Source organism: Streptomyces collinus, assembly GCF_031348265.1.
GTDB lineage: Bacteria > Actinomycetota > Actinomycetes > Streptomycetales > Streptomycetaceae > Streptomyces > Streptomyces collinus.
Window position 1 is genome coordinate 7533038 of sequence record NZ_CP133771.1, and the last position, 22805, is coordinate 7555842.

A 22805-nucleotide genomic window follows, 5' to 3' on the forward strand; every position below is an offset into this window, starting at 1 on the left:
GCAGCCGTCAATCATTTGCACAACATCAGTTCAGGCCGTCCTCGGCGATGCGCAGCAGCAGCGCGTGCAGGGTCTCCCGCTCGGCCGGGTCCAGCGGGCCCAGGAGTTCGCCGGTCACGCGCAGGCCTGCCTCGTCGGTGTCGCGCAGGAAGCCGCTGCCGCTCTCGGTCAGCACGACGATCCGGCTGCGGCGGTCGTCGGGGGAGGGGCGGCGCTCGGCGAAGCCCAGCTTCTCCAGGTCGTCGACCAGGCCGACGATCGCGCTCGGGTCGTAGCCGAGCCGTGCGCTCAGCTCGCGCTGCAGGGCGCCGTCCGTGGTGGCGAGGTAGCGCAGCACGGCGTAGTGGCGCAGACGCAGCCCCGACTCCTGGAGGCAGGCGTTGAAGAGCTGCCCCGAGCGCAGGCCCAGCCGGTACAGCAGGTAGCCCGTGTCGGCGTGCAGTCCGCGCATCCACGGCTCGTGGGCGTCGATGGGCTTCGCGGTGACGTTCTGGCGTGTGATGGCGGGCTCCCTGTGCTCGGTGCTGCTTGCCGGTGATTCCAGCATCCCGCACCCACAGGTCGCGAACAACTATTGACGACAACAATTATTGCTCTTAGCTTCGATCTCGAAGCCGCACCACCCGCATCAGCTCGTGAAGGGACCCGCCCGTGCCCAGCATCGATCTCTCCGGCAAGGCCGCCGTCGTCACCGGCAGCGGCCGGGGCCTCGGCCTCGCCTATGCCCGCGCCCTGGCCGCCCACGGGGCCTCCGTGGTCGTCAACGACGTCGACGAGGCCGTGGCCGAGGCGGCCGTGAAGTCCATCGCGGAAGCGGGCGGCAAGGCCGTCGCCGAGGTCGTCCCGGTCGGCACCACCGAGGCCGCCGAGCGCCTGGTGAACCGCGCGGTCGAGGAATTCGGCCGGCTGGACGTCCTCGTCACCAACGCGGGCATCCTGCGCGACAAGGTGCTGTGGAAGATGACCGACGAGGACTTCGACGCGGTGATCACCACCCACCTCAAGGGCACCTTCACCTGTGCGCGCGCCGCCGCCGTCCGGATGCGCGAGCAGGGCGAGGGCGGCTCGCTGATCCTGGTCGGCTCCCCGGCCGGCCAGCGCGGCAACTTCGGCCAGACGAACTACGCCGCGGCCAAGGCCGGCATCGCGGCGATGGCCCGTACCTGGTCGATGGAGCTGGGCCGCGCGGGCATCACGGTCAACGCGATCGTGCCGGTCGCCGCCACCGCGATGACCGAGACCATCCCGGCCTTCGCCCCGTACATCGAGGCCATGCGCGGCGGCGAGCCGCTGCCGGACTTCCTGCGCAAGGGCGAAGGCTTCGGCACCCCCGAGGACTGCGCGGCCCTCGTCCCGTTCCTCGCCTCCGAGGCCGCCCGGGGCGTCACCGGCCAGGCCATCGGCATCGGCGGCGACAAGGTGGCACTCTGGTCGCATCCGCAGGAGATCAGGGCGGCCTACGCCGACGGCGGCTGGACCCCGGACACGCTGGCCGACGCCTGGCCCACGTCGATCGGTGCCGAGCCCCAGTCGGTCGGCATCCCGGCGCCGAAGTTCCCGGAGGCGTGATGGACCCCTCGATGAACGTCGACGACCTGGTCGCGATCGACGTCCACACCCATGCCGAGGTGTCCTCCAAGGGCCACTCCTCCCTGGACGACGACCTGCACGACGCCTCCTCCGCCTACTTCAAGGTCGAGGGCAAGCGGAAGCCGACCCTGGAGGAGACGGCGGCCTACTACCGCGAGCGGAACATGGCCGCCGTGATCTTCACGGTGGACGCCGAGTCCGCGACCGGCACCCCGCCCGTGCCGAACGAGGAGGTCGCCGAGGCGGCCGCCGCCAACGCCGACGTCCTGATCCCCTTCGCCTCCATCGACCCCTTCCGGGGCAAGGCCGGCGTCCGGCAGGCGAGGCGGCTGGTCGAGGAGTACGGGGTGAAGGGCTTCAAGTTCCACCCCAGCATCCAGGGCTTCTTCCCCAACGACCGCTCGGTGGCGTACGACCTGTACGAGGTGATCGAGGAGACCGGCACGATCGCCCTCTTCCACACCGGCCAGACGGGCATCGGCGCCGGCGTCCCCGGCGGGGGCGGGATCAGGCTGAAGTACTCCAACCCGCTCCACGTCGACGACGTGGCGGCCGACTTCCCCCACCTGAAGATCATCCTGGCGCACCCGTCGTTCCCCTGGCAGGACGAGGCCCTGGCCGTCGCCACGCACAAGCCGGGCGTGCACATCGACCTGTCCGGCTGGTCGCCGAAGTACTTCCCGCCGCAGCTCGTGCAGTACGCGAACACCCTGCTCAAGGACAAGGTGCTCTTCGGGTCCGACTTCCCCGTCCTCACCCCCGACCGCTGGCTCGCCGACTTCGGCAAGCTGACGATCAAGGACGAGGTCCGTCCGAAGATCCTCAAGGAGAACGCGGCCCGCCTGCTCGGGCTGACGAAACCGTAAGGGGCGTGACATGCGCAACGAGGGACTGGGGTCATGGCCCGCACGCCGGGCCCGCAAGACCCCGCACCGCACCGCCCTGATCCACGGCGAGGACGCCACCGACTACGGCACGCTCCACACCCGCACCACCCGCCTGGCCCATGCCCTGCGCGCCCGGGGCGTGCGCCGCGGCGACCGCATCGCCTACCTCGGCCCGAACCACCCCTCCTACCTGGAGACCCTGTTCGCGGCCGGCACGCTCGGCGCGGTCTTCGTCCCCCTCAACATCCGCCTCGCCGGACCCGAGATCGCCTACCAGCTCGCCGACTCCGGCGCCCGGGCCCTCGTCTACGGCCCGTCCTACGCCGGTCTGGTCGCGGGCCTGCCGGGCAGCACGGACGTCCGGGTCTACCTGGAGGCCGGCCCCGAGTACGAGGCGGCCGTCGCCGAGGCGCCCGCGGAGCCGATCGACGAACCGGTCGGCGCCGACGACACCTGCATCATCATGTACACCTCGGGCACGACCGGCCGCCCCAAGGGCGCCATGCTCACCCACGGCAACCTCACCTGGAACGCCATCAACGTCCTCGTCGACACCGACCTGATCGCCGACGAACGCGCCCTGGTCTCCGCCCCGTTGTTCCATACGGCGGGCCTGAACATGCTGACCCTGCCGGTCCTGCTGAAGGGCGGCACCTGCGTTCTGGTCGACGCCTTCGACCCGGACGCCACCTTCGACCTCATCGAACGGCACCGGATCACCTTCATGTTCGGCGTGCCCACGATGTTCGACCAGGTGGCCAGGCACCCGCGCTGGCCGCGAGCCGACCTCTCCTCGCTCCGCATCCTCACCTGCGGCGGCTCCCCGGTCCCCACCCCGCTCATCGCCGCCTACCAGGAACGCGGTCTGACCTTCCTCCAGGGCTACGGCATGACCGAGGCCGCCCCCGGCACGCTGTTCCTGGACGCCGAGCACGCCGTGAGCAAGGCGGGATCGGCGGGCGTGCCGCACTTCTTCAGCGACGTCCGCGTCGTCCGCCCCGACCTGGCACCGGCCGGCGTCGGCGAGGTGGGCGAGGTCGTGGTGCGCGGCCCGCACGTCATGCCCGGCTACTGGGGGCTGCCCGAGGAGACGGCCGCGTCCTTCGCGGACGGCTGGTTCCGCAGCGGCGACGCCGCCCAGATCGACGAGGACGGCTACGTCCACATCGTCGACCGCATCAAGGACATGATCATCTCCGGCGGCGAGAACATCTACCCCGCCGAGATCGAGGACCGGCTCCTCGCCCACCCGGACATCGTCGAGTGCGCGGTGATCGGCGTGCCGGACGACAAGTGGGGCGAGGTGCCGCGCGCGGTCGTCGTGCCCCGCGAGGGCGCCGACCTCGACCCCGACGAGGTGCTCGCCTCCCTCGCGGGCCGCCTCGCCAAGTACAAGATCCCGAAGTCGGTGGTCCTCGCGGACGAACTCCCGCGCACCGCCTCCGGAAAACTCCTCAAGTCCCGTGTCCGTACGCGCTACGGCACCCAGGAAGGATCCGCATGAGCCTCACCGTCAACGGCCTCGACGAACTGAAGAAGCTCGCCGGCAGCGACCTCGGCACCAGCGAGTGGATCGAGGTGACGCAGGAGCGCATCGACACCTTCGCCGACGCCACGGGCGACCACCAGTGGATCCACGTGGACCCCGAGCGAGCCAAGGACGGCCCCTTCGGCGCCCCCATCGCGCACGGCTACCTCACGCTCTCCCTCTTCATCCCGCTCTTCACCGAGCTGCTGGACGTCCAGGGCGTGACGACGAAGGTCAACTACGGCCTCAACAAGGTGCGTTTCCCGTCCCCCGTGAAGGTGGGCTCCCGCATCCGCCTGACGGCGAAGCTCGCCGAGGCCGAGGAGGTGCCGGGCGGCGTGCAGATCACCGTCGAGGGCGCGATCGAGATCGAGGGCGCCACCAAGCCGGCCGCGGTGCTGCAGAGCCTGTCGCGGTTCTACGCCTGAGGCGTGCCGCGTCGTTCCGGTCCTGCGACGAGGACCGGAACGAGGGACGTCAGCAGGTCGGTCGTCCATCCGGCGTAGTTCACGCACGCGCCCGCGCCGGCACCAGGTCCAGAAGGCGTTCCGAGGCCTCCTCGGCGAGGGGGGAGAGGCGTTCGTGCACGGTCCGGAACGTCTTCTCGGCCGGTTCGGCCGGCCAGTCGGCGGGCAGGTGCTCGACCGGCAGCCGTGGGTCGCGGCGGACGATCTGCAGCCACTCCGTCTGGAGGCGCAGGCGCAGCACGAGGGCGTCGCCGGCGTCCGGCAGGTCGTCCTCCCAGTGCTGCCAGCGCCCCGCGAACCCCTCGTAGCGGTCGGCCAGTTCGGACAGCTCCCAGGTCTCCTCGATCATCCGGCCGATGTCCATGCCGGTGTCCGCGTGCGCCCGGAAGACCTTGACGTGGGCGGACAGGCCGAGCTCGGCCACCAGGGCCGACACGTCGACCTCGCCCGGGGCGATCCACAGGCCGTTGAAGAGCGGGCCGAAGCCGCTCCAGGTCAGCCGGGAGCGCAGGTCGTGGCGCTGGCGCTGCCAGGACTCCGGCAGGGAGAAGCCGAGCAGCGTCCAGGTGCCGTCCCACCGCCGGTTGACGGCACCCGCCCGCCAGATCCGCTGCGCGCCGTCGCGCAGCACCGCCTCCGAGCGCTCGGTGAGCCCGAAGTACATGCGACGGCCCTCGCGCTGGCGGCGCAGCAGGTCACGGCCCACCATGCGGGTCAGGGTCGAGCGGGTGGCCTGCTCGCCGATCCCGGCGCGGGCGAACACGTCGATGACGCTGCCGGAGTACACGCACACGTCACGGCCGAGCACCTGGTCGCCCAGGAACGTCAGCATGAGGGACTGGGGCCGCAGCGACTCTTCACCGGTCACGCGGCCCACCGTACCTCCGCCCGATCAGTCCGTGACCTGCTGGTACCCGGGGATCAGGCCCCCTCGACGTCGACGAACACGGGGTTCGAGTAGAACCACGTGTCCGCCCACGGGTCGCCGTTCCCGGGCGCGTGCGGGACCGGCCCGTGCGGATCGACCGAGGCGCCGAGGTACCCGGTGCCGTTGCGGTTGCCGTCGCTGCCGCGCAGCCGGACATAGAAGGACTCGTTGCCCGCGGTGAGCGGGATGCGCAGGGTGTAGGTGCCCGTGCGGCCCGAGACGTCCCTCGACTCCACGACCCGGGTGTCGGGCGCCTTCCAGGTGTCACGGTCGGCGACCGGGCCGCGCACCGTGCCGCGGATGACGTCCACATGCGCCGGCTCGGGCAGGATCCCCTGCGGGTTGGGCCGGGAGGCGGTCGTCACCGTGACGTTCAGGATGAGCTTCTCGCCCTTGCGCACCCGCAGCCGGCCGCCGAGCGTCACGCCCCGGCCCCGGTCGTGGTCCCGGGTCAGGCGCACCTCCAGCCCGTCGAGCAGATGCCCGTGGTCCAGCCACACCCGGCCCGCGCGCATCCCCGCCATGACCGCGCGGTACCCGTAGCGGGTCACGCCCACGTGGGTGCGGCTGAACTGGCCGGGCCAGAAGTCGCTGCCCGGCTGCGGGGTGTCCGTGTTCACCGGGTCGGGCAGCCTGCCGGTGCTGTCGAAGGTCTGCCCGGGCGCCCAGTCGCCGTTCTTCCAGGTGTCGAAGACGATCCGGTGGGCGTCGGAGTTGGTGGTGACCGAGAACAGCCGGCCCTCGGCCAGCATCGAGTCCCACAGACCGCCGACGGTCGCGGTCGCCCAGTCGAAACCGCCGTACGTGAGGTAGGCGTCCGCCGGATAGCCGGGCCAGGACTGCGCGGACGGCTTGTTCTCGTACTCGCCGCGGATCGAGCCGGCCCCGCGCCAGCCGGGGATGGCCGCGCCCTGGGCACCGGGCGCGCCCTCCATGCCGATCATGATCTCGGGCGCCGCGTCCCGCCAGTTGCGCATCTCGTGCGGGGAGTCGATGCCCAGGCGCATCGGGTGGTTGGCGAGGACCAGCACGTCGTCGACGTAGCCCGAACGCCGCTGCTCGGCCAGCCACTTGATCGCCTTCACCGCGTGTGCCTCGTTACGGGCGGTGTCCGCGTCGCCGGGGCCGCCCTTGTCGTAGGCGAGGAGCTTGCCGTCGTAGGCGCTTTCGAAGCGGGTCAGCACGTCGACCTCGTGCGGGCCGGGCGCGGTGAACACCGTGCAGTGCTCGGCCGCCGGGATGTACCACTCCAGGCCCTGGAAGATCAGCTGACGGGGGTTCTCCGCCCGCGCGTCGAGGATCTCCCGGTGCTCCAGCGCGGCCCCGAAGCCGGCGTGCCCGAAGTTGGAGTGCTCGGTGAACACCATCCAGTCCAGGCCGTACTTCGCGCCCGCGGCGGCCAGCTGGGAGAAGGTGTACTTGGCGTCGTGGCTGTAGACGGAGTGGATGTGGTGGTCGCCGACGAGGTAGGCGAGGCGTGGGTCCTCACCGCCGGGCCGCAGGCCGTCGGCGGCCCGGGCCGGGACCGCCGCCGAGCCGAGGGCGAACGCGGCGCCGAAGAGGCCCGCGCGGCGCAGCAGCCCGCGGCGGGAGACGCCCTGCGGGTCGAGGGCGGAGGGGGAGACGGACGGGTCGGCCCAGGCGGGCAGTTGCTGCTCGGTCATGATCGACAAGCCCTTCGGATCTCAGTGATTCATGAAGGAGGTGACGGGCAGCGCCCGGGAGACGATCCGGACGTCGCCGAGCCGGCCGTGGAAGATCTGGTCGATCTTCCCGCCGTACTCGTAGCCGCCCAGCAGCCACGGCAGCCCCACGGAGGTGATGCCGACGGAGGAGGCCTTGGGATTGCGGAGCACCGGGCAGCTCTCGACGTACAGCGTTGTGTGCCTGCCGTCGTTGACGACCGCGAGGTGCCACCAGGTCTCCAGCGGCGTCTCCTGGCCCCAGTTGGTGGCGATGCCCTGCTGGTTGACCGGCCGCATCGCCCACTGCGGCTCCCGGTCGTTGGACAGCGACAGCGTGGCCAGCGGCTCGTCCGGGTCGTCGGCGGTCTTCCCGGCGGCCCCGCCCGTGCCCGTGCGCGAGACCAGACCCGACCAGGCGTTGTGGTCCGGGTCCCAGTCGGCGGGCAGCCGGTAGAACGCCTCGATGGTGTAACCGTCCTCGAACGTCGCCGCGTTGAGCGGGGCGCCGTCGACCGTTCTCAGATACGCGCCCTTCAGCGGGGACTTGAAGCCCTGGAACTCCAGGCTGCCGTGGGCCGGCTGGTCGGGGTGGTGGTCGGCCGACCAGCCCAGCGCGCCGCCGCCGACCGACACGACGGAGAGGTCGTTGCCCCGCCCGGACAGGTCACGGACCGTGCCGGCCGAGCCGGCCGAGCCGTCCACGGGCTTGTCGAAGCGCCAGTACGCCATCGTGCCCGGGACGAGCAGCTTCGAGGCGGGCCGGGCCGCACGGGCGGGCACGGGCGCGAATCCGGCGAAGCGCTTCTCGAAGTCGATCTCGACGGAGAACCGGTCGGCGTCGCCGCTCAGTTCCATCTCCTGCCGCTCCAGCTCGTTGAGCCCCTTCGCGGCACGGCCCAGGATCCACGGCGAGAGCGTCTCGACGTCGATGACCCCGCGGTCCAGGTCGAACCGGTACAGACGGATCATGGCCGCGCCGCCGAAGTAGCGGTTCTGGTAGTTCGTCAGGTGCAGATGGACGTCGTGCCCGGCCGCGTTCGTGCGTGTCGCGCGACCGGCGGGCCAGTAGTGCCCGCCGAGCGCCAGGAAGATCTGGTCGTGGTCCTCGATCAGTCGGTCCCACAGCTGCTGCCCGTAGTCCGACAACGTGTCGTCCGCCACGACCAGTTCGTGCGTCGTGAGGATCACCGGCGTCTTCGGGTGCTTCGCCAGGACGTCCTCCGCCCACGCGTAGCCCTGCGGCGACAGCCGCCAGTCCAGCGCCAGCACCAGCCACTCGCGGCCGCCCGCGGTGAACCGGTGGAAGGTGTTGTACCCGTCCGGGGAGGCCCCGCCGAACGTCCGCTGTCCCGCGAACCGCTCCGGCCCGAAGGCGTCCAGGTACGGTGTCGCGCCGCGCTGGTCGGTCGTCGACGACTTCACGTCGTGGTTGCCGGCCAGGACGCTGTAGCCGACGCCCCGCCGGTCCAGCAGCCGGAACGCCTCGCCGATCGCCCCGAACTCCTCCTTCACGCCGTTCTGCGTGAGGTCGCCGAGGTGGGACAGGAAGACGACGTTCTCCTCCCGGCCGTGCTCCAGCAGATACCGCAGCGAGGCCTCGACCGGCGCCTTGTCGATGCTCGGGCCGTCGAAGAGGTACTGCGTGTCCGGCATCACCGCGAGCGTGAAGCGGCGGCTGCCGGGATCGGGGCGCCACGCCGAGGCCGCCGCCTCGGCGGTGACGGCCGGCAGCGCGGTCACGGCGGCGGCGGTCACGCCGAGCAGCGCGGTGGCGCGCAGGAAACTGCGTCTTCCGGCACCGGCCTGGGGCGCCTCGCCCAGGTCGTGGTCATGCGAAATGCACACGGGTGCTCCATGAGGTGACTGAGACGGGTGATCGAGAGGGGGGAACTCAGAGAACGAGACGGGTGATCGAGAGGGGGGGAAGAACTCAGAGAACGCGCAGCGACCAGCTCCAGCGATGGACGCCTGTCGCGACGAGGTAGGCAGCGAAGGTGTCGGGTCCGCACGACGCCGTGCCGAGCCCGCGGTGCGCCGCGTCGATGTGCACCACGCACCCGGCCCGCGGCACCAGTTCGTCATGGTGTGCGACGGCGGCGAGACCGGCCGCGCGGTGCCGGGTCACGGAGACCTGCCGGGGCCGGTCCAGCCGCACCGCGAGCCCGGTGGCGTCCGGCGCGGACAGCGTGAACCGCCGTACGCCGTGCCGCCCGCCGCTCTCCTGCGGCCGCAGATAGGGCGTGAACAGGTCGTCCACCGGAAGGGAGTGGTGGCCGACGGGCGCGCCGGCGGCCCGGTCCGGATACGACTCCCAGGGGCCCTGCCCGAACCACTCCAGCAGGTTCAGCCCGGGGACCGTCTCGAACACGGTCCCCACCCGGGCCACGTCGTGCAGCGCCTCGGGCAGTTCCGCGCTCTCGTCCACGATCAGCCCGCCGTCCACCGCCGTCAGCACCTGCTCGTGCCGGACGGTCCCGCCCGCGCAGACGTAGTCGGACACCACGGCAACCCGGCCCGGGGCCCGCCGCACGGAGACGACCTCGCGGGCGGGCGCCTCCAGCCCCCAGTCCCGCCAGCGGGCCGCCATGCCGCCCAGTTCGTCGTTGTCGGTCGGCGCCCGCCACAGCGACAGCACGGGCGCGGCCGTCAGCAGCGGATGGACGAGCAGCCCCGCCTCGTCGACCTCGACCACACCGTCCGGGACCCGGGTGTGCGCCGACGGGAGCGCCGCCCGCAGCCGCACCTGCGGCAGGCACACCACCGTGCCGCGCGGCGCCCACGGCTCGTCCCCGGCCGTCGTGACCCGCAGCGTCAGCCACGCCTCGCCACCGTCCTCCGGCACCGCGAACGGCAGCGGCACCGCGGCCGTCTCGCCGGGCCGCAGAGCGGGCAGTTCGGCGGGCGCCGTCAAGGTGCCGCCGTCGGCGAGGGACAGCTCCCACTCGCCGGACAGCCACTCCAGGCCCCGGAAGTGCTGGTGGTTGCCCAGCACGACGCCCTCGTGCCGGAAGGCCTCGATCCGCACCGGCGCGGCGATCTCGCGGTGCTCGGACATCACCGGCTTGGGGGTCCGGTCGGGGAAGACGACCCCGTCGGCGATGAAGGCGCCGTCGTGGTCCGTCTCCCCGAAGTCGCCGCCGTAGGCCCAGCGATGCCCGGGCGCGGCGACACCGTTGTCATAGAGCCCGGCGCCCCCACGCCCGGCCGGTCTGCCGTCGTTCACACGCTGGAGGATGCCGTGGTCCCAGAACTCCCAGATGAACCCGCCCTGAAGACCCGGGGTGGCCTCGATGGCCGCCCAATGGTCCGCCAGCGTGCCGTTGCTGTTGCCCATGGCGTGCGAGTACTCGCACTGGATCAGCGGCTTGGTCTGGGTGCCGGACAGGGCGTGCGCCAGGCACTCCTCCAGCGGCGCGTACATGGGGCAGGCGATGTCGGACGCCAGGTCCGGATCCGCCCAGCCGCGCTTGGCCGCGCCCTCGTACTGCACCGGCCGGGTCGGGTCGTGCCGGCGCACCCAGCCCGCCGCCGCGTCGTGGTTCGCCCCGTAGTCGGACTCGTTGCCCAGCGACCAGACGATGACGGACGGGTGGTTCTTGTCCCGCAGCACCATCCGCGCGACCCGGTCCACGAAGGCGCCCAGATAGCGCGGGTCGTCGGCGATCTCGTGCGCGTGGTCGTGGGATTCGATGTCGGCCTCGTCGACGACGTAGAAGCCGAGCTCGTCGGCCAGGTCGTACAGGGCCGGGTCGTTCGGGTAGTGCGCGGTGCGGATCGCGTTGAAGCCGTAGCGCTTCAGCAGGACGAGGTCCGCGCGCATGTCGTCGTACGACACCGTGCGCCCCGTCAGCGGATGGAAATCATGCCGGTTCACGCCCCGGATGAACACCCGCTCGCCGTTGACCAGCAGGTCCCGGCCGACGATCTCGACGTCGCGGAAGCCGACGCGGTGCCGTGAGGTGTCCGCGACGGTGCCGTCGGAGCGGTGCAGGCGGACGGTCAGGCCGTACAGCTCGGGAGTCTCGGCGTTCCAGGTGCGCACGTCCGGTACGGCGGCGCGCAGCCGGGCCTCGCCGAGGAAGTCGGAGACGCGCTCGTCCTCGGCGTTGGCCCGGTCGAACTCCGCGTCCTGGGTGAGCAGCTGACCGTCCAGCTCCCCGCTGACGTACCAGCCCTCGGGCAGGGCGCCGCCCGCGTCCCGCACCCGGCACTCCACCAGCAGGTCGCCGTCCCGCCGGGCCCGCACGGTGACGTCCGCGAGATGCAGCGGGTCGGTGGCGTACAGCAGCACCGAGCGGGTGATCCCGCCGTGCCACCACTGGTCCTGGTCCTCGATGTGCGAGGCGTCCGACCACTTGGCCACGGTCAGGCGCACGGTGGCCCGCTCCCCGGGGCGCACCAGACCCGTCAGGTCGAACTCGGCGGCCAGGTGCGAGTCCTTGGAGATCCCGACGGGCCGCCCGTTCACGTGCACCAGCAGCAGGCTCTCGGCGGCCCCGACCTGGAGCACGATCCGCCGCCCGGCCCACTCGGCGGGCACGTCGACCACCCGCTCGTAGACCCCGGTCGGGTTGGCGGCGGGCACGTCCGGCGGGAACTCGGCGAACGGCATGCGGATGTTCAGGTACTGCGGAAGATCGTCCGTGCCCTGCAGGGTCCACACACCGGGTACGTACGACGACGACCAGACCTCCCCGGGCGGGGCGTCCGGCGCGGGCAGCAGCTGGAAGCGCCAGTCGCCGTCGAGCGGGACGGCTCCGGAGCGCCTGTCGACGGCGTTCGTCGGCAGCCGGCCCCAGGAGGTCACCTCGGGTGCCTGCCAGGGGCGGAGGGCGATCAGGGGGTCGGGGTGTGCGTCGGTCATGGCCATTCCGAAGTCGGTGCGGCGGGACCGGGCAGGACACGGCCCTGCAGGTCCCAGGCGGGGTCGAGGGGGATGCCGAGACGGTCCAGGACCGTGGGGGCGATGTCGATGAGGCGGGGTGTGTCCAGCAGGGTGCCCGCGGGTCCGCCGGGCTCGGCGAGGATGACGAAGACCTCCCGTTCGGCCGGCGAGTCACCGCCGTGGCCACCGGAGTCGAGGTGCCCGTGGTCGGTGGTGACCAGTACCGTCCAGTGCTCCTCGGGGCGGCCCGGATCCGCGCGCCGGGCGTCGATCGCCTCCAGCAGCCGCCCGAGGTGGGCGTCCTGGTCGAGGAGGGCTTGGTCGTAGGCGGGGGAGAGGGGGCCGCTGGCATGGCCGGCCTCGTCGGTGGCGCCGAAGTACACGAACAGCACGTCCGGGTCGGACTTGGCGAGCCAGCGCAGGACGGTGCGGGCGACGCGGCGGTCCGCGGTGCCGTATCCCCTGCGTTCGCCGTTGTGGCGCACACGCCGGCCGATGGCCCGGCCGAGTGTGCCGCGGCGCACCAGCGCCGGCCAGGACACGGCGGCCGCCGTGCGCAGACCGGGCCTGGTGATGCCGGCGCGGGTCAGGAAGTCGGGGTGGCGGGCGTAGTCGGCACCCTTGAAATCGTTGCCGGTGACGCCGTGGCGGTCGGGCCACACCCCGGTGAGGATGCTCGACCAGCCGGGCCCGGAGTCGGTGTAGGCCGTGCCGGTCGAGGGGTCGTCGTCGGCACGGCCGTAGGGCAGCAGGCTCGTGCCGTGGGCCCCCGTGGCCATCAGGTGGTGCAGCACGGGTGCGGTGGAAGGGGAGCGGATCAGCCGGTCGTAGCGCAGGCCGTCCATGCCGACGACGAGGACCTTGGGGCGGCGGGCCTCGGTGTTGACGTCCGTCACTGGGGTGCCCTTCTTCTGTGACTACTACGAGCTCGGGACCGACCGCCGGTTCTTGGCTGCGCGCCTGCGGTGGCTGGTCGCGCCCACGCGGCGGAGCCGCACATCGATGCAGCCCCGCACCCCTGAGCGGCGCCGCCCTTCGGTGCGCCTCAACTCCCCTGCACCGCCCCCTCCGTCGCCCCCGCGATGAACCCGCGGGCGAAGATCGTGAAGACCACGACCAGCGGCACGGACGCCATGAGCACACCGGCCATGACCATGCTGTAGTCGGTGGTGTGGCCGACGTGGAGCTGGGCCAGCGCCACCTGGAGGGTGAGGTGGGCGGGGTCGTTGAGTACGACGAGCGGCCAGATGTAGTCGTTCCAGGCGCCGACGAAGGCGTAGATGGCGAGGAAGGACAGCGCGGGCTTGATCATCGGCAGCACGATGTTCCAGTACTGGCGGAAGAACCCCGCGCCGTCGATGCGCGCGGCGTCGAGGAGCTCGTCGGGCACGCCGTTCTCTATGTACTGGCGCAGCCAGAAGATGCCGAAGGCGTTGGCGAGGGCGGGCAGGACCAGCGCCTTGAGCGTGCCGACCCAGCCGATGTCGGACATGAGGATGAACTGCGGGAGGACGGCCAGCTGGAGCGGCAGCATCATGAACCCCACCAGCAGGGCGAAGAGCGTCTTGCGGCCGGGGAAGTCGAACTTGGCGAACACGAACGCCGCCAGGGAGTCGACGAACAGGACCAGGACGGTCGTGACGGTCGCGACGACGAGCGTGTTCAGCATCGACCCGAAGAAGTCGATGGTGTCCAGCACGTGCCGGATGTTCTCCAGCAGGTGGGAGCCGAAGGTCAGCTTCGGCGGGCTCTTGTAGATGTCCTCGGTGGTGTTCGTCGCCATGACGATCGTCCACACGAACGGGAAGACCGAGATCAGCACGGCCAGGACGAGGACGATGTGCGCGGTCAGGCCCTTGGGACGCCGTGACCGCCTCGGGATCACTGCGGTCATGACTTCCTCCCGCGCTGGACGACGCGCCAGTTGACGACGACCAGCACCATGATCAGTACGAAGAAGGCCCACACGATGGCCGCGCCGTAGCCGTAGTCGTTGTTGACGAAAGCCGACTGGTAGAAGTACAGAAGCGTGGTCAGGCCCGCCTGGCCGGGACCGCCGAGGTTCGGGTTGGCGGCGTTGCTGCCGAACAGCACCTGGGGCTCGCTGAAGCTCTGCAGGCCGTTGATGGTCGAGATGATCACCGTGAACAGGATGATGGGCCGCATGATCGGCATGGTGATCTGGAAGAACGTGCGGATCGGTCCGGCGCCGTCCAGCCTGGCCGCCTCGTAGATCTGGGTGGGGATGGCCTGGAGGCCGGCCAGATAGATGATCATGTTGTAGCCGGTCCACATCCAGGTCATCAGCAGCGCGATGACCAGTTTGATCAGCCACGGGTTGCTCAGCCACGGCACGGGCGAGATGCCGACCGTGCCCAGGATCGCGTTGACCAGACCGAAGTTGTTGCTGAACACCGCCCCGAAGAAGATCGACACGGCGACGATCGAGGTGACGTTCGGTATGTACAGAGCGATGCGGTAGAAGCCCTTGAAGCGGCGCACCGAATGCAGCAGCGTCGCCAGCACCAGGGCGCCGAACAGGGTGGGGACGGTGGACAGCACCCAGATCACCAGGGTGTTGCGGATCGACAGCCAGAAGACCGGGTCGTCCAGGAGGAACCGGAACTGGTCCAGTCCCACGAACTGCACGGTGCCCATGCCGTCCCAGCGCTGGAAGGCGAGGTACAGCGAGTAGAAGACCGGGAAGAGCGAGAAGACGCCGAAGATCAGGAAGAAGGGCGAGATCGCGAGGTACTGCCGCCAGTGGGACAGCACCCCCCGTCGCCCTGGCCGCACGGCGCCGGCGGGCGGTGTGCGCCGCGGGCGGAAGCGGGCCGGGCCGGGCCCGCCGTGGTGCCGGGGCACCGCGGCGGAACCGGTGACCGGAGGTGAGGACACCTCAGTTCACCCCCTGTCGCCGGGCGATCTGCCGTGCCTGGGCGACCGCGTCCTTCCAGGCGGCGTCGGGCTTCTTGCCCTTGGCCTCGATGCTGGACAGCTCGGTCATGAAGGGCGCCATGACGGCGGCGTCGGCGGGTGCCTCGTAGGCGGCCGGGATGGCCTTGGCGGCGGGGCCGAAGACCTCGATGACCTTCTGCCCGCCGAAGAAGGGGTCGCCGCCCGTCATGGCCGGCATGGCGTACGCCGCCGGCGCGGCGGGGAAGATGGCGGCGTCGGCGAAGCCTCGGGCGTCGTTCTCCGGGCTGAGGATCCAGCTGATGATCTTGAACGCCTCCTCGGGGTTCCGGCACTGCTTGGGCAGGGCCAGGTAGGAGCCGCCCTGGTTGGCAGGTCCGCCGGGCATCGCGCACACCCGCCACTTGCCCTTGGTCTTCGGAGCCGCCTGCTCGATGTCCAGGGCGTGCCAGGCCGCCCCCAGTTCGGTGCTGAGGGTCTTGCCGACGGCAGCGTTCCAGGTGTTGTCGTTGATCTTGGCGTCGATGCCGAGGGTGTAGGGGCGGACCGCCGTGGTCCACGCCTTGCGGATGTGGTCCTGGTCGCCGATGAAGTGGTTGTCCCTGTCGATGAACCGCTCGGTGCCCTGCCCGACCGCCATGGTGAAGACCGAGCCGATGTTGTTGACCAGGTAGGTGCCCGGCACCTTCGCGCGCAGCTCGGTGCCCAGCGCGAAGTACTCCTCCCAGGTTCCGGCCCGGGCGGCGACCTTGTCGGGGTCGGTGGGCAGCCCGGCCTTGTCGAACATGTCCGCGCGGTAGAAGAGCGCGGTCGGGCCGATGTCGATCGGGAAGCCGATCTGCCGGCCGTCCTCGGTCCGGGCGAGCTTCGTCTTCCAGTCCAGGTACTGCGGCGCGAGCTTCTCGAAGCCCAGGTCGTTCAGGTCGAGGAAACGGTTCGCGTTGGGCAGGAAGGACGCCATGTCCTCGCCCTTGATGCCGGTGATGTCGGGCACGGAGGCGCCCGCCGCGAGGGTCGTCGTCAGCTTCTGCTTGAAGTCGCCGCCGATGGAGGCGGCGGTCAGCTTCACCTGGCCGCTGAAGTGCGTCTTCGCCTCGGCGACCACCTTGTCGCTGAGCGCGCCTCCCCAGTACCACAGGGTGAGGTTCTTGCCGTTCTTGCTGCCGGTCGAGCCGGAGCCGCCGCCGCAGGCGACGGTCAGACCGGAGGCGGCCGCGGTGAGCGCGGCGGCCTGGAGGAAGCCTCTACGAGAAAGGTCCACGGGTCACTCCTGTTGTTCCTGTTCGACGTGGAGAGGGGTGGGAGGGTCAGTGCGGCCCTTCTCAGGAGCGCGGACCGACGGGGGTGTGAGGGGCGGGCGGGGTGACGGGGGCGTGGCGCACGGGCGGCCCGGGATCGGCCGGGATCCGGTCGGCCAGGAAGCCGTAGGCACGGCGCAGCCCGGGGTCGCTCAGGGAGCGCCACCAGCGTTCGACGCCGTGCCAGCCGGGGGCCGCGAGGGCGCCGCCGTGGTGCCGGACGGACAGTCCGGCCGAGAGGACCGCGAACCGCAGGCGTTCCGCCAGCGGCCAGCCGCCGAGGGACGCCGCGACGAAGCTCGCGCCGAAGACGTCACCGGCGCCCGTCGCGTCCAGGACGTCGGTCTCCAGGGCCGGGACCTCGGCGAACTCGCCGGTGATCTGGTCGACGGCGATGGCGCCGTCCCCGCCCCGGGTCACCACGGCGACCGGCACCAGTTCCGAGAGCGTGCCGAGCGCGGCCATCGCGCTGTCGGTGCGGGTGTAGGCCATCGCCTCGGTCTCGTTCGGGAGGAAGGCGTGGCACAGGGCCAGCTGCTCCAGGAGGGCCGGCGACCACTCCTGGGAGGGGTCCCAGCCGACGTCGGCGTAGATCCGCGTGCCGTTCGCAGCGGCCTTGGCGAGCCATTCGCGCGGCCGGGCCTCGATGTGCACCAGGGCGGTCAGCGCGTCGGGCGGGTCGCCCATCAGCACGTCCTGCGAGTACGGAGGCTCCTGGCCGTGGGTGAGCAGGGCCCGGTCGTGGCCGTACGCGACGGAGACGGTGACCGGGGTCGGCCAGCCGTCCGCGGTGCGCGAGAGCGAGAGGTCGACGCCTTCCTGGTCGCGCAGGACGCCCCGGCAGTACGCGCCGTAGAAGTCGTCGCCGAACACCGTGGCCAGGGAGGTCCTGAGGCCGAAGCGGGAGGCGGCCACCGCGAGGTTCGCGATGCCGCCCGGGCCGCAGCCCATGCCCCGGGTCCAGATCTCCTCGCCCGGCGTCGGCGGCTTGTCGAGCCCCGTGAGGACGAGGTCGTAGAAGAGCAGCCCGGTCAGCAGCACATCGGGCCGGTCACCGTCCACGGATGTGTCCTCTCGCTCACGGCTTCGACGGAGATCGTCAAAACTCTTCATTTCGGTGACCGGAATCGTGCGCTGCTTCAGAGAGATTGGTCAATACCCGAGCAGAAATAAGCATGGCGATGATTGGAGATGACGAGTAATGTGCACGCCGTGCTGGCAGAACGACGACACCAACTCATCCTGCGGGCCCTGCGCGCCGGCGGGCCCGCGGCCGTGACCGACCTCTCGGAGCAACTGGGGGTGAGTCCCGCCACTATCAGGCGTGACTTGGTCAAACTGGAAGAAGACGGACTGCTCACGCGCGTCCACGGCGGCGCCGTCGTGGAGGAGGGCGACCAGCCCTTCGCCGAGGTCGCCGAGGTGCGCGTCAACGAGAAGGACGCCATAGCCGAACGCGCCGCCGCGATGATCAGGGACGGCCAGTCGGTTCTGCTGGACATCGGGACGACGGCCTACCGCCTGGCCCGGCAGCTGCACGGCCGCCGCCTCACCGTGATCACCAGCAACCTGGTGGTCTACGAGGAGCTCGCCGACGACGAGGGCATCGAGCTGGTCCTGCTCGGCGGCATGGTCCGCCGCGAGTACCGCTCCCTGGTCGGCTTCCTCACCGAGGACAACCTGCGCCAGCTGCACGCCGACTGGCTCTTCCTCGGCACCAGCGGGGTGCGGCCCGGCGGGCAGGTCATGGACACGACGGTCGTGGAGGTGCCGGTCAAGCGCGCCATGATCAAGGCCGGCGAGAAGGTGGTGCTGCTCGCCGACGCGGCGAAGTTCCCGGGGCACGGGATGGCGAAGGTCTGCGGCCCCGAAGAACTGGACGCGGTCGTGACGAACGAGCCGGTCGACGCGGCGACGCGGGCCTCCTTCCAGGAGGCGGGCGTCGAAGTGGTCGTGGCGGGAAAGGGGCAGGCTTGAACCCTCCCCCGGCCGAGGCGGGAGGACGGCCGGCTCAGACCGCCCCGCCGTCCGGTGAACAGCAAGGCCCCCCACCCTCGACACCAGCCGGGCTGGCATCAGCCCGGGGTCCTGAAGCAAGTTCAAGGAGGTGGCGCGTGTTCGGTTCCCGCCACATGCCGCACGCGGCCCGCCGTATCGGAGGAACCCGGTGAAGCTGACGATTCTGGGCGGCGGAGGATTCCGCGTGCCGCTGGTGTACGGAGCGCTCCTCCAGGACCACGCCGAGGGCCGGGTGACCCATGTCGTCCTGCACGACCTGGACGCCGGACGCCTGTCGGCGGTGACCCGTGTCCTCGCCGAGCAGGCGGCCGGAGTGGCCGACGCGCCCGAGGTGACCGCCACCACCGACCTCGACGAGGCGCTGCGTGGCGCCGACTTCGTGTTCTCCGCGATCCGCGTCGGCGGCCTGGAGGGACGCGCCGACGACGAGCGTGTCGCCCTGGCCGAGGGCGTGCTGGGGCAGGAGACGGTGGGCGCGGGCGGCATCGCCTACGGTCTGCGCACGGTCCCGGTCGCCGTCGACATCGCGCAGCGGGTGGCCCGGCTCGCGCCCGACGCCTGGGTCATCAACTTCACCAACCCGGCCGGCCTGGTCACCGAGGCCATGTCCCGCCACCTCGGCGACCGCGTCATCGGCATCTGCGACTCCCCGGTGGGCCTCGGCCGCCGCATCGCCCGGGTGCTCGGCGTGGAGAACCCGGGAGAGGCGTGGATCGACTACGTCGGCCTCAACCACCTCGGCTGGGTGCGCGGCCTGCGGGTCGCCGGCCGCGACGAGCTGCCGCGGCTGCTCGCCGACCCCGACCTGCTCGGCTCCTTCGAGGAGGGCAAGCTCTTCGGCGCCGACTGGCTGCGCTCCCTCGGCGCGATCCCCAACGAATACCTGCACTACTACTACTTCAACCGCGAGGCCGTCCGCGCCTACCAGCAGGCCGAGAAGACCCGTGGCGCCTTCCTGCACGAGCAGCAGGCCCGCTTCTACGCCGAGATGAAGAACCCGCACGCCCCCGCCCTCACGGTCTGGGACCGCACCCGCGCCGAGCGCGAGGCCACCTACATGGCCGAGAACCGCGAGACCGCGGGCGCCGGCGAACGCGACGAGGACGACCTGTCCGGCGGCTACGAGAAGGTCGCGCTCGCGCTGATGCGGGCGATCGCCCGGGACGAGCGCACCACCCTGATCCTCAACGTCCGCAACCGGCGCACGCTGTCGGTCCTGGACACGGAGGCCGTCATCGAGGTGCCCTGCCTCGTCGACGCCAACGGCGCCCACCCCGTCACCGTCGACCCGCTGCCCGACCACGCCACGGGCCTGGTCTGCGCGGTCAAGGCGGTCGAGCGCGAGGTGCTGGCCGCCGCCGGATCGGGCTCCCGCGCGACGGCCGTGAAGGCCTTCGCCCTGCATCCGCTCGTCGACTCCGTCAACGTGGCCCGCAGGCTGGTCGAGGGCTACACCGACGTCCACCCCGGGCTGGCGTACCTTAGGTGAACGCCGATCGGTAAGCGCTTTCCCCCGCCGCTTCCCGCCTGCTCGCTCTTCCCGCTTCCTGGAGACATCCCATGCACGACGAAAGCCGCCGCATCGAGGAGCGCGTGCAGCGCCTTCACGACCAGCGCATCAAGACCGCCGTCTACGCGGCCACCGTCCCCTTCGAGGTCGAGGCCTGGCAGGCCCCGGGGGAGCCGGTCCCGTTCGAGGAAGCCGCCGCCGCGTCCTACGAGACGTTCTCGATGGGCACCCCGTGGGGCCCGCCCTGGGGCACCACCTGGTTCCGCATGCGCGGGCAGGTGCCCGCCGACTGGGCCGGCAAGCGCGTCGAGGCCGTCATCGACCTCGGCTTCACCGGCGACTGGCCCGGCAACCAGGCCGAGGCCCTCGTCCACCTCACCGACGGCACCCCGCTGAAGGCCGTCAACCCGCTCAACCAGTACGTGGCGATCGCCAACCCCGCACAGGGCGGCGAGACGGTCGACTACCTGGTCGAGGCCGCCTCCAACCCGGACATCCTCGCGGACAACTTTTCCAAGACCACCCCCCTCGGCGACAAGCTCACCGCGGGCGACAAGCCCCTCTACACCTTCCGCGCCGCCGACATCGCCATCCTCGACGAGGAGGTCTGGCACCTCGACCTCGACGTGCAGGTGCTGCGCGAGCTGATGCTGGAGCTCGGCGAGCACGACCCGCGCCGGCACGAGATCGCCCACGCCCTCGACCGGGCGATGGACCTGCTCGACCTGGACGACGTCTCCGGCTCGGCCGCCGCGGTCCGGGAGGCGCTCAAGCCGGTGCTGTCCAGGCCCGCGCACGCCAGCGCGCACACGGTCTCCGGCGTCGGCCACGCCCACATCGACTCCGCCTGGCTCTGGCCGATCCGCGAGACCAAGCGCAAGACGTCCCGCACCTTCTCGAACGTCACCTCGCTCGCCGACGAGTACGACGACTTCATCTTCGCCTGCTCCCAGGCCCAGCAGTACGAGTGGGTCCGCGACAACTACCCCAAGGTCTGGTCCCGCATCCAGGAGTCGGTCAAGAACGGCCAGTGGGCGCCCGTCGGCGGCATGTGGGTCGAGTCCGACGGCAACCTGCCCGGCGGCGAGGCCGTCGCCCGCCAGTTCGTCCACGGCAAGCGGTTCTTCATGGACCACTTCGGCATCGAGACCAAGGGCGTGTGGCTGCCGGACTCCTTCGGCTACAACGCGGCCTATCCGCAGATCGCCAAGCTCGCCGGGAACGAGTGGTTCCTCACCCAGAAGATCTCCTGGAACCAGACCAACAAGTTCCCCCACCACACCTTCTGGTGGGAGGGCATCGACGGCACCCGCATCTTCACGCACTTCCCGCCGGTCGACACCTACAACGCCCGCTTCAGCGGCGAGGAGATGTCCCGCGCGGTCCGCAACTACTCCGAGAAGGGCGGCGCCTCCCGCTCCCTGGCCCCCTTCGGCTGGGGCGACGGCGGCGGCGGCCCCACCCGCGAGATCATGGAACGGGCCCGCCGGCTGGCGGACCTGGAGGGCTCCGCGAAGGTCGTCGTCGAACACCCCGACGAGTTCTTCGCCAAGGCCCGCGAGGAGTACCCGGACGCGCCCGTGTGGGTCGGCGAGCTCTACCTGGAGCTGCACCGCGCCACCTACACCTCCCAGGCCCGCACCAAGCAGGGCAACCGCCGCTCCGAGCACCTCCTGCGCGAGGCCGAACTCTGGGCGACCACGGCCGCGCTGCACGCGCCGGGCTACAGCTACCCGCACGAGAAGCTGGACCGACTGTGGAAGACGGTGCTGCTGCACCAGTTCCACGACATCCTGCCCGGCTCCTCCATCGCCTGGGTGCACCGCGAGGCCGAGGCCGAGTACGCCCGCGTCGCGCGGGAGCTGCACGAGCTGACCGCCGAGGCGGTGACCGCACTGGGCGCCGGGGAACCCCGCGCCTTCAACGCCGGCCCCTACGACCGCGCCGAAGTGGTCCGCACCGCCGACGGCACACCGGTGTTCGTGGAGGTGCCCGCGAGCGGTTCCGCGCCCCTGACCGACACCGCGCCGCCGCAGCCGGTGACCGTGGACGGCCGCGTCCTCGACAACGGCCTGGTCCGCGTGGAGGTGGCCGAGGACGGCACCCTCTCCTCGGTCCGCGACCTGCGCGCCGGCCGCGAGGTGCTCGCCGAGCCGGGCAACCTGCTCCGTCTGCACACGGACCTGCCCAACTACTGGGACGCCTGGGACATCGACAAGCACTACAAGAACCGCTACACGGACCTCCTGGACGCGTCGTCCGTCACGGTCGTCGAGCAGGACCCGCTGGTCGGCGCGATCCGCGTCGAGCGGTCCTTCGGCAAGGGCTCCACGATCACCCAGACGATCAGCGTCCGCGCCGGCAGTCCCCGCATCGACATCGAGACCGACATCGACTGGCACGAGACGGAGAAGATCCTCAAGGCGGCCTTCCCCGTCGACATCCGCGCCCCGCACTCCTCCGCCGAGATCCAGTTCGGCCACATCCAGCGTCCCACCCACACCAACACCAGCTGGGAGTCGGCCCGCTTCGAGGTCTCCGGCCACCGCTGGGTGCACCTCGCCGAGCCCGGCTACGGCGTCGCCGTCATCAACGACTCGACGTACGGCCACGACGTCTCCCGCACCGTCCGCGAGGACGGCGGCACCACGACCACCGTCCGCCTCAGCCTGGTCCGCGCCCCGCGCATCCCGGACCCCGAGGCCGACCAGGGCCGCCACCGCTTCACCTACGCACTGCTGCCCGGCGCGACCGTCGAGGACGCCGTCGCCGAGGGCTACTCCCTCAACCTGCCGCTCCGGGTGGCCGACGCGGCCGGCGCCCCCGAACCGGTCGTCTCGGCCGAGGGCGAGGGCGTCACCGTGGAGGCGGTCAAGCTCGCCGACGACGCCTCCGGCGATGTCGTCGTACGGCTCTACGAGTCCCGCGGCGGCCGCGCCACCGGCACCCTGCGCACCGGGTTCCCACTGGCCGGCGCTCAGATCACCGACCTGCTGGAACGCCCGCTGGAGGACGCGGAGATCACCGACGGGGCCGTCGCCCTCACGCTGCGGCCCTTCCAGATCCTCACCCTGCGCCTGCGAAGGGGCTGA

The 22805-nt window shown here is 71.3% G+C and carries 17 protein-coding genes; 7 read left to right on the forward strand and 10 right to left on the reverse strand.

Annotated features, from left to right (window positions below; genetic code table 11):
* Positions 1 to 25 precede the first annotated feature (25 nt).
* Positions 26 to 451 (reverse strand): MarR family winged helix-turn-helix transcriptional regulator, encoded by a 426-nt coding sequence (locus RFN52_RS33970; RefSeq protein WP_062931721.1) that lies wholly within the window; start codon positions 449 to 451, stop codon positions 26 to 28.
* A 200-nt stretch (positions 452 to 651) separates the two neighbouring features.
* Between RFN52_RS33970 and RFN52_RS33975 the strand changes: the two genes are divergently transcribed.
* Genes RFN52_RS33975 through RFN52_RS33990 form a run of 4 tightly spaced genes read left to right on the forward strand, consistent with a single transcriptional unit; the run spans position 652 to position 4433 of the window.
* Positions 652 to 1569, forward strand: a complete 918-nt coding sequence (locus RFN52_RS33975; protein WP_184852104.1) for an SDR family NAD(P)-dependent oxidoreductase — start codon at positions 652 to 654, stop codon at positions 1567 to 1569.
* Positions 1570 to 1580: 11 nt separating this feature from the next.
* On the forward strand, positions 1581 to 2456 hold the full coding sequence (locus tag RFN52_RS33980) for an amidohydrolase family protein (RefSeq protein ID WP_184852106.1): 876 nt from the start codon (positions 1581 to 1583) through the stop codon (positions 2454 to 2456).
* Positions 2457 to 2466: 10 nt separating this feature from the next.
* Positions 2467 to 3981: an acyl-CoA synthetase gene (locus RFN52_RS33985; RefSeq protein ID WP_184852108.1), complete on the forward strand. Its 1515-nt coding sequence runs from the start codon at positions 2467 to 2469 to the stop codon at positions 3979 to 3981.
* Entirely contained in the window at positions 3978 to 4433 is a 456-nt protein-coding gene (locus RFN52_RS33990) for a MaoC family dehydratase (RefSeq protein ID WP_184852110.1), read from the forward strand. Before RFN52_RS33985 ends, RFN52_RS33990 begins: the two co-directional genes overlap by 4 nt.
* Positions 4434 to 4512: 79 nt before the next feature.
* Here RFN52_RS33990 and RFN52_RS33995 read toward each other — a convergent pair whose 3' ends face one another.
* The 9 genes from RFN52_RS33995 to RFN52_RS34035 all read right to left on the reverse strand — a co-directional run bounded on the left by RFN52_RS33995 (position 4513) and on the right by RFN52_RS34035 (position 17246).
* Positions 4513 to 5340 carry a PaaX family transcriptional regulator gene (locus tag RFN52_RS33995; protein WP_311241123.1) on the reverse strand — a complete coding sequence of 276 codons (828 nt, stop codon included), beginning with the start codon at positions 5338 to 5340 and terminating at the stop codon, positions 4513 to 4515.
* A gap of 53 nt (positions 5341 to 5393) precedes the next feature.
* The gene (locus RFN52_RS34000) at positions 5394 to 7064 is read right to left on the reverse strand and encodes a PHP domain-containing protein (protein WP_184852112.1); all 1671 of its coding nucleotides are present in this window, start codon (positions 7062 to 7064) and stop codon (positions 5394 to 5396) included.
* 21 nt (positions 7065 to 7085) lie between these two features.
* Complete coding sequence (locus tag RFN52_RS34005) at positions 7086 to 8930, reverse strand: LamG-like jellyroll fold domain-containing protein (RefSeq protein ID WP_184852114.1); 1845 nt, start codon at positions 8928 to 8930, stop codon at positions 7086 to 7088.
* A gap of 85 nt (positions 8931 to 9015) precedes the next feature.
* Entirely contained in the window at positions 9016 to 11949 is a 2934-nt protein-coding gene (locus RFN52_RS34010; protein ID WP_184852116.1) for a glycoside hydrolase family 2 TIM barrel-domain containing protein, read from the reverse strand.
* Positions 11946 to 12866: an alkaline phosphatase family protein gene (locus tag RFN52_RS34015; protein ID WP_311241124.1), complete on the reverse strand. Its 921-nt coding sequence runs from the start codon at positions 12864 to 12866 to the stop codon at positions 11946 to 11948. The genes RFN52_RS34010 and RFN52_RS34015 overlap by 4 nt, the downstream gene beginning before the upstream one ends.
* Before the next feature lie 149 nt (positions 12867 to 13015).
* On the reverse strand, positions 13016 to 13864 hold the full coding sequence (locus tag RFN52_RS34020) for a carbohydrate ABC transporter permease (RefSeq protein ID WP_184852118.1): 849 nt from the start codon (positions 13862 to 13864) through the stop codon (positions 13016 to 13018).
* Complete coding sequence (locus RFN52_RS34025; RefSeq protein ID WP_184854133.1) at positions 13861 to 14745, reverse strand: carbohydrate ABC transporter permease; 885 nt, start codon at positions 14743 to 14745, stop codon at positions 13861 to 13863. The genes RFN52_RS34020 and RFN52_RS34025 overlap by 4 nt, the downstream gene beginning before the upstream one ends.
* Positions 14746 to 14869: 124 nt before the next feature.
* Positions 14870 to 16147: an ABC transporter substrate-binding protein gene (locus RFN52_RS34030; RefSeq protein ID WP_184852120.1), complete on the reverse strand. Its 1278-nt coding sequence runs from the start codon at positions 16145 to 16147 to the stop codon at positions 14870 to 14872.
* 61 nt (positions 16148 to 16208) lie between these two features.
* On the reverse strand, positions 16209 to 17246 hold the full coding sequence (locus RFN52_RS34035) for a carbohydrate kinase family protein (protein ID WP_184852122.1): 1038 nt from the start codon (positions 17244 to 17246) through the stop codon (positions 16209 to 16211).
* Between the two features lie 150 nt (positions 17247 to 17396).
* Between RFN52_RS34035 and RFN52_RS34040 the strand changes: the two genes are divergently transcribed.
* From RFN52_RS34040 to RFN52_RS34050, 3 genes are all read left to right on the forward strand, one after another.
* Complete coding sequence (locus tag RFN52_RS34040; RefSeq protein WP_033307990.1) at positions 17397 to 18161, forward strand: DeoR/GlpR family DNA-binding transcription regulator; 765 nt, start codon at positions 17397 to 17399, stop codon at positions 18159 to 18161.
* A gap of 190 nt (positions 18162 to 18351) precedes the next feature.
* Positions 18352 to 19692, forward strand: a complete 1341-nt coding sequence (locus RFN52_RS34045; protein ID WP_184852124.1) for a 6-phospho-beta-glucosidase — start codon at positions 18352 to 18354, stop codon at positions 19690 to 19692.
* Positions 19693 to 19763: 71 nt separating this feature from the next.
* Positions 19764 to 22805 (forward strand): alpha-mannosidase, encoded by a 3042-nt coding sequence (locus RFN52_RS34050; RefSeq protein WP_184852126.1) that lies wholly within the window; start codon positions 19764 to 19766, stop codon positions 22803 to 22805.